This is a genomic window from Flavobacterium sp. ALJ2, from assembly GCF_015594725.1.
GTDB lineage: Bacteria > Bacteroidota > Bacteroidia > Flavobacteriales > Flavobacteriaceae > Flavobacterium.
Genome location: NZ_JADNRC010000033.1, coordinates 1 through 6,115, shown reverse-complemented (window position 1 = coordinate 6,115; position 6,115 = coordinate 1). Strand labels below are relative to the sequence as shown.

At 31.8% G+C, this 6,115-nt stretch carries 5 protein-coding genes and 1 pseudogene; all 6 read right to left on the bottom strand.

Translation table 11 applies throughout. The features are described from left to right. Window positions 1-47 precede the first annotated feature (47 nt). The gene (locus IUY40_RS18930) at window positions 48-755 is read right to left on the bottom strand and encodes a hypothetical protein (RefSeq protein WP_195738426.1); all 708 of its coding nucleotides are present in this window, start codon (window positions 753-755) and stop codon (window positions 48-50) included. Window positions 756-766: 11 nt separating this feature from the next. Next, a complete protein-coding gene (locus tag IUY40_RS18925; RefSeq protein ID WP_195738425.1) occupies window positions 767-1,219 on the bottom strand; it encodes a DNA/RNA non-specific endonuclease in 453 nt (150 codons plus the stop codon). 152 nt (window positions 1,220-1,371) lie between these two features. After that, window positions 1,372-1,728, bottom strand: a complete 357-nt coding sequence (locus IUY40_RS18920; RefSeq protein WP_195738424.1) for a hypothetical protein — start codon at window positions 1,726-1,728, stop codon at window positions 1,372-1,374. An 11-nt stretch (window positions 1,729-1,739) separates the two neighbouring features. Continuing rightward, window positions 1,740-2,405, bottom strand: coding sequence for a hypothetical protein (locus IUY40_RS18915; protein WP_195738423.1), 666 nt, complete (start codon window positions 2,403-2,405; stop codon window positions 1,740-1,742). Between the two features lie 273 nt (window positions 2,406-2,678). Next, entirely contained in the window at window positions 2,679-3,044 is a 366-nt protein-coding gene (locus IUY40_RS18910; protein ID WP_195738422.1) for a hypothetical protein, read from the bottom strand. Between the two features lie 10 nt (window positions 3,045-3,054). Continuing rightward, window positions 3,055-6,115, bottom strand: a pseudogene (locus IUY40_RS18905) (hypothetical protein); the annotation flags it as partial.

Here is a 6,115-nt window from a genome sequence, read left to right as displayed (position 1 = left end):
AATATTTATGTATAAACGCATATCCTAATTACAAACTATTCTTAATTTTATTCTACATAACTCACAAACTCATCTCTCTTATCATAAGGAATGTCATAATGAAGAGACTTTAAGATCAAAGTATTCCAAGGTTTCCATTCATCTGAAAGTTCTGTATTAGTTATATGGTGATGTTCTAAAATCCCTTCCATAAAATAATCTTTCAATGGCATTTGCAAAACTCTCTCCTGACCATCTTTGGAAAGTACTATATTGTATTCTATTTCATTTCGTTCAGTAATGTGAAAAGTAAATACCCCGCTATCCCATGAGCTTAAATATTCTAAATCACCATCTGCATCAAACTGAGTAGGCACAAGATTATTATCTTTTTCAAACTCAAATATCATAGACATCATTCGATCATTTACCCATTGGTAAAATACTTCTGCATAATTTAATAGATTTTGCTTTTCTTTTCCCATATCCCACCAATATTTTTCTGAGTATGTACCATCTAAATTAATTTCTATTTTTATACGATTGAACCTCTGACTTGAATTTTTATATTCCTCAAATTTCTCTGCCATCTTTCTAACAGAATTTCGAATAGGTTTATTTGAAACTTCCGATTCTACAGAGTCGTTATTTTTCTTATAAGTGATAATAAAGTTATAACTGCCTTCTAATGTGAAAACATAATCAACAATTAATTTATCATATTCAAATTCTTTATAATAATTCTTTATTTCTGAAACTAAATAATTAATATCCATTTTTATATTTTTTATGGGTTCGTTATTCCTTCTTTACTTAATATATTACTATACTTACCATCAACATGAATATCTACATCAATTGCCCTGGGTCTTTTTGAATTTCCATCAAAATAAAATTCCATTTCAACTTTTATCTTCTTGTTAGGATTTGCCTTTTTAAAATCTGTTATAGCTTGCTCCATATTAAACCAATCTCCTCCTACGCCAGGTCTGTTCTTGACAGCATTTTGAGAAAAATAATTAATTTGTTCACTTGGTCCTCCCCATTCATTTCTGAAAATATGACCTCCGTCATCTTTAGGAAAACCATCTTTAACTCTTTTAGCTTCTCCTTGAAAATCATCCTTTCTTGCCCTAGCATAAAAGTCGACATCTTCCATTGCTGCTTTGTTTACCCTACCTAAACCATCCGTTTCAAAGATGTACTTACCATCATCAACTATATATTTAAAATTCTTCATTAAAGGAGGTTTAACATTCAGGAATTTATTCCATCCTTGTCCAGCATCACCAGCCACTGCGCGAATTTCATTGTCTAAAATTTCGGCCCATTTTTTACCTGCATTATCTACTAAAACTCATTTAAACTCATGTTTTTTTTTAGTAATGAGCATTATTTTTCTTTGCTAAACCTTTCGATCCAACCATTTTCAATAATGGGTTCAGATTTTAACATTTCACTAATTTCTAACAAATTTACTTGCCTGCCTTCTTCTTCATATATTAATTTATATTCGTCATTTTCTTCAAAAATATTTAGAAAATTAAATAGGGCACCTTGTAAAATTTCTCTAGTGTAATTTTCTATTTCATTTTTTTGAATAGCTGACATGTTATCAAATAAATTTTTATATTCTTCTGTTTTTGATAAATCTTCAATAGAATTTTTGATAAATCTATATTGATTATCAAATACTTGGCTAATTAAAATTTTTCCAAATTCATTTAAGATTTCTAGATTATTTTTCATGATATATTATTTTAGTTTACCCCGTTCCAAGGTATGTTTTTTATTTCGGTAACTCCATTAATTTTAATTTCCTCAAGAGATTTAACAACCCAACCTGTTGCAACATCTTCTGGTATTCCGACATTCTTCATTGCTTTAATTTCAATATCTGCCATAATTTCCATATCCATTTTTTTCAATGGGTTAGCTTTTTTCCAAGCTGTATATAAACTACTTTGTTGTCCTGTAATTTTTGCATGTATATTTTGAGGAACACCACTATTAACTGTTTTCCAAGCATCTTCTAATGCAGAAGGCTTGACACTAAAAGCTTTCTTATAATCATATTCTTTTACATTATCGAAAGCTTTTTTTGCTAATGTATGATGGCCTTTCACTACACTATACTCACCAGTACCTTCAAGTACATATTTTGCTTTTTGCTTTAATTTATTAAGTGTTTCATCTAAATTCTTAACAAACACTTTTCTCAGACCTTCAGCTACTTCTTTTTCTACTTTTTTCCCAACTTCTTTTGTGCCTTTCTCTAAAGCATCATCACCCTTAGTAATAAAGCTTCCTCCCATTACCATACTAACAATAGCAACACCGTCTTTTGCTATTTCGTGATGTCCAAGATAAGATTTGTCAGAAAAATTATATTTGCTTATTTTATCCTTAACAGCACCTTCTGCCATAGAATAAACTGAACTTGGAGTAATATTTTTTACCGCGACCCAAATGCCTGTTCTAACTTCTTCTTTTGTTGCTACATCATATCCTAATTTTACTAATTGTGGATAACTTGAAACGATTTCTATCGCTCCATCAGAAACTCCAGATAGGGTGGTGGCAAGTGAATAGTTGAATCTTTAAACTAAAGATCACTCAGATTTTATTTCAAAGAACGATTCTATTTTTTTAGAGAACATAATAACTCATTTAAACTCATGTTTTTTTAGTAATAAGCATTATTTTTCTTTGCTAAACCTTTCGATCCATCCTCCTTCAATAAATAGCTCAGATTTTAACATCTCACTTATTTCCATTAAGTTTACTTGCTTACCGTCTTCTTCATAAATAATTTTAAATTCTTCATTTTCTTCGATTATATTAAAAAATTCGAATAGTACTAATTCAACATTACTCATAATTACTTTCCGAAATAATAAGTAATTATCATTATCAAGACTATTTAGAAAATCTTTTTTCTCTTTATAAATTTCTGGTAGATTTTCTTTATTTTTTATACTTTCAAAATGCTTCAAAGAGCCGTCATAACATTCCTTTATTATTTTGCTCCCTAATAAATCTAAAATTTCTTTGTTTTTTTTCATTTTTTCATTTTTAATTTACTCCATTCCAAGGTATGTTTTTTATTTCTTTTATTCCTTTTAATTTAATATCTTCTAATGCTTTTACTACCCAACCAGTGGCTACATCTTCAGAAACCCCCGCATTCACCATAGCTTTTATTTCAATTTCGGCCATATCTTCTATCCCCATTTTTTTTAATGGATTAGCTTTTTTCCAAGCAGAATATAATTTATTTTGTTGTCCCGTAATTATACTATGAATCTTATCAATACCTGAGACTTTATCCAACAGACTTGGCTTAACACTAAAAGCTTTCTTATAATCATATTCTTTTACATCTTCAAAAGCCTTTTTTGCTAATGGATGATGGCCTTTCACTACACTATACTCACCAGTACCTTCAAGTACATATTTTGCTTTTTGCTTTAATTTATTAAGTGTTTCATCTAAATTCTTAACAAACACTTTTCTCAGACCTTCAGCTACTTCTTTTTCTACTTTTTTCCCAACTTCTTTTGTGCCTTTCTCTAAAGCATCATCACCCTTAGTAATAAAGCTTCCTCCCATTACCATACTAACAATAGCAACACCGTCTTTTGCTATTTCGTGATGTCCAAGATAAGGTTTGTCAGAAAAATTATATTTGCTTATTTTATCCTTAACAGCACCTTCTGCCATAGAATAAACTGAACTTGGAGTAATATTTTTTACCGCGACCCAAATGCCTGTTCGAACTTCTTCTTTTGTTGCTACATCATATCCTAATTTTACTAATTGTGGATAACTTGAAACGATCTCTATCGCTCCATCTGAAACACCAGATAAGGTAGGTGGCAAGTGAATTGTTGAATCTTTGAATCCTTCATTATCTTGATTCCAATAATTCTCTGGCAATGCTGCATTTTCCCATACATTAGAGCCTAAATCACAAATAGTACCAAGCCATTCCTGACCGTTCATGTCTTTTACATAAAATCCACCGCCATCATCGGTAGTTTCAAATAATGGTTTGCTTCTATCTTTATTCAAACCACCCAATTCGTTAATTTTTTGGGTAGCGAGGTCGCTCATTTGCTTTTCTAAAGCTTCTTTTTGGCTTCTTGTTTTTACATTACCTTCGCCTTTAAGTTCAGCTTCAACGTAATATTTGCCTGTTATAGCATTTTTATATACATTAAGTATCGCTTTTTTGTCGTTAGATTCTATAGAAGTTATTAAATCTCCTCTTTCCTCTTCAGGTTTGGTATCGCATCCTGTAGAGGTTATAGTTTGAACTAACCCATCGCTTCCTTTATACACTAAATCTTGAATTGCTCCAGCAAAACTATTACTTGTACTTATTTGTTGAGTGCTAAGTTGTATTTGTTGTTTTAAAATACGATACTCACTTTTCTTATTATCTATAGTAAGTAAATTGATAAAATAAACAGAATAGTTTCCTGCTCCATTGTATTTAAAATTTGAATCTGAATAAGGAATTAATTGTCCATTGCTTCTAACCCAACCTTGTGAATTTGCTTTGAAATAGCCATTGAAAGTTTTCTCATTTAAAGCAAATTTTGTGGTATCGTGCCAATAAAAACCATCTGGAGTTTTAAATGAAAATAATGCTCCGTTTTGATAATGTTGTGGTTGATCACACGTGAAAATTATTTGAGTTCCTTTTGATAGTTTAATTAATTTATTTGAAGGAGTCAAAAAGTAACTATCTTCTTTAACTACAAAATCTTTATCAATATGCTCCCCACTAGCCTGGCTCTGGAACGAATATATTTTAAATGCAGGATCATTAATTTGCTTCCAATCTAGGTGATTTAAGACCGTTCCTGAACTATAATCCATTAAGAAATCGGTGCCAGATTCTGAAGTTTTGTACTTCTCAAAAGGATGTTCTAATTTAAAGATTCCGTGACCTAACTCATGTGCTGCTGTTTTATCATTTGCCGAATTAAATACATAACCAAACTGTCCGTTCAAACGCATATAACCATCCTGACCAGTACTAGAAGCTTTATCGGTTATAAACAACACATAACTATTTCCGTCACCTTTGTACCAGGTATTTATGTTTTGCTGAACTGTACTGTAAGTTGATGTAAGCGTATTCTTTTCAGTCTGAATTGTATTTCCAGAAACTACAGTGCTAATATCCAAAATAGGCTGCTTAGTAAAATTAATTTTCACCCCAACTTTACTATAAATTGCCTGCGTATTAGAAATAATTGCGTCAAGCTTACTTTGCGAAATTGCGTAAGTAGGAACCAGCGCTACATTTACTTCTTTTGGAGAAATATGTACAAGCATAAAAGCGCCTATAACTTTCCACTTGTCACCTTGTTTTATGGTGGCTAGTATTTGTTCTTCGGCATAGGTGAGTTTGCCTTTTACTGTTAATCTAAAGGTTTTGTCGTTTCGTACAGCATCAACTTTACCACCGTTTTCGGTCTTGAAAACAATACTGTCTAGTTTTATATTGCTATCGGTAACGCTTACTATTGCTTGAAGGATATCAGAATTTCCGTTTACAACAGCTTTATAGGGCAAAGCTACCGTGCCTACTTTTTTGTAGAGTTTTTCTAAAGCTGTTGGCACTCCTTTAGGCATAACATCAAAAGCATATTTACTGCCTTTATTCTTGTCTGGATCTTCAATGTTCGAAAAAGCAATGGTAATTCCTTTGGCTGTAAATTCGGTAATTTTTCCGTTTTTGTCTACACCATCGGTATTCTCAGCTGTCGATTTTCCGCCTTCTGCACGTGCTGTTGGTTCATTAGTTCCGTTTCCGTCTTTGTCTACATTGTAGATTTTCCCAGTGCTATCTGTAATTACAGTATCTTTTCCTCCCGGAATAGTTACTTGCTCTCCATTTTTACCATTGACTAGAATATCTCCATTTGCATCAACTACAATATCGCTAATCTCAAAGGGAACTTCTTTTTCGATTTGTCCGCCTTGTCCTTCGCCTGTGAAATCTTCTACATCAACAACATTTTTCCAATCTGGATTGTAGCTTGTCTCTACAACACCGCCTATCAACTGATAATCGGTATTGATTGTAATATCATTAAACTCAACGGCAATTTTGGTATCG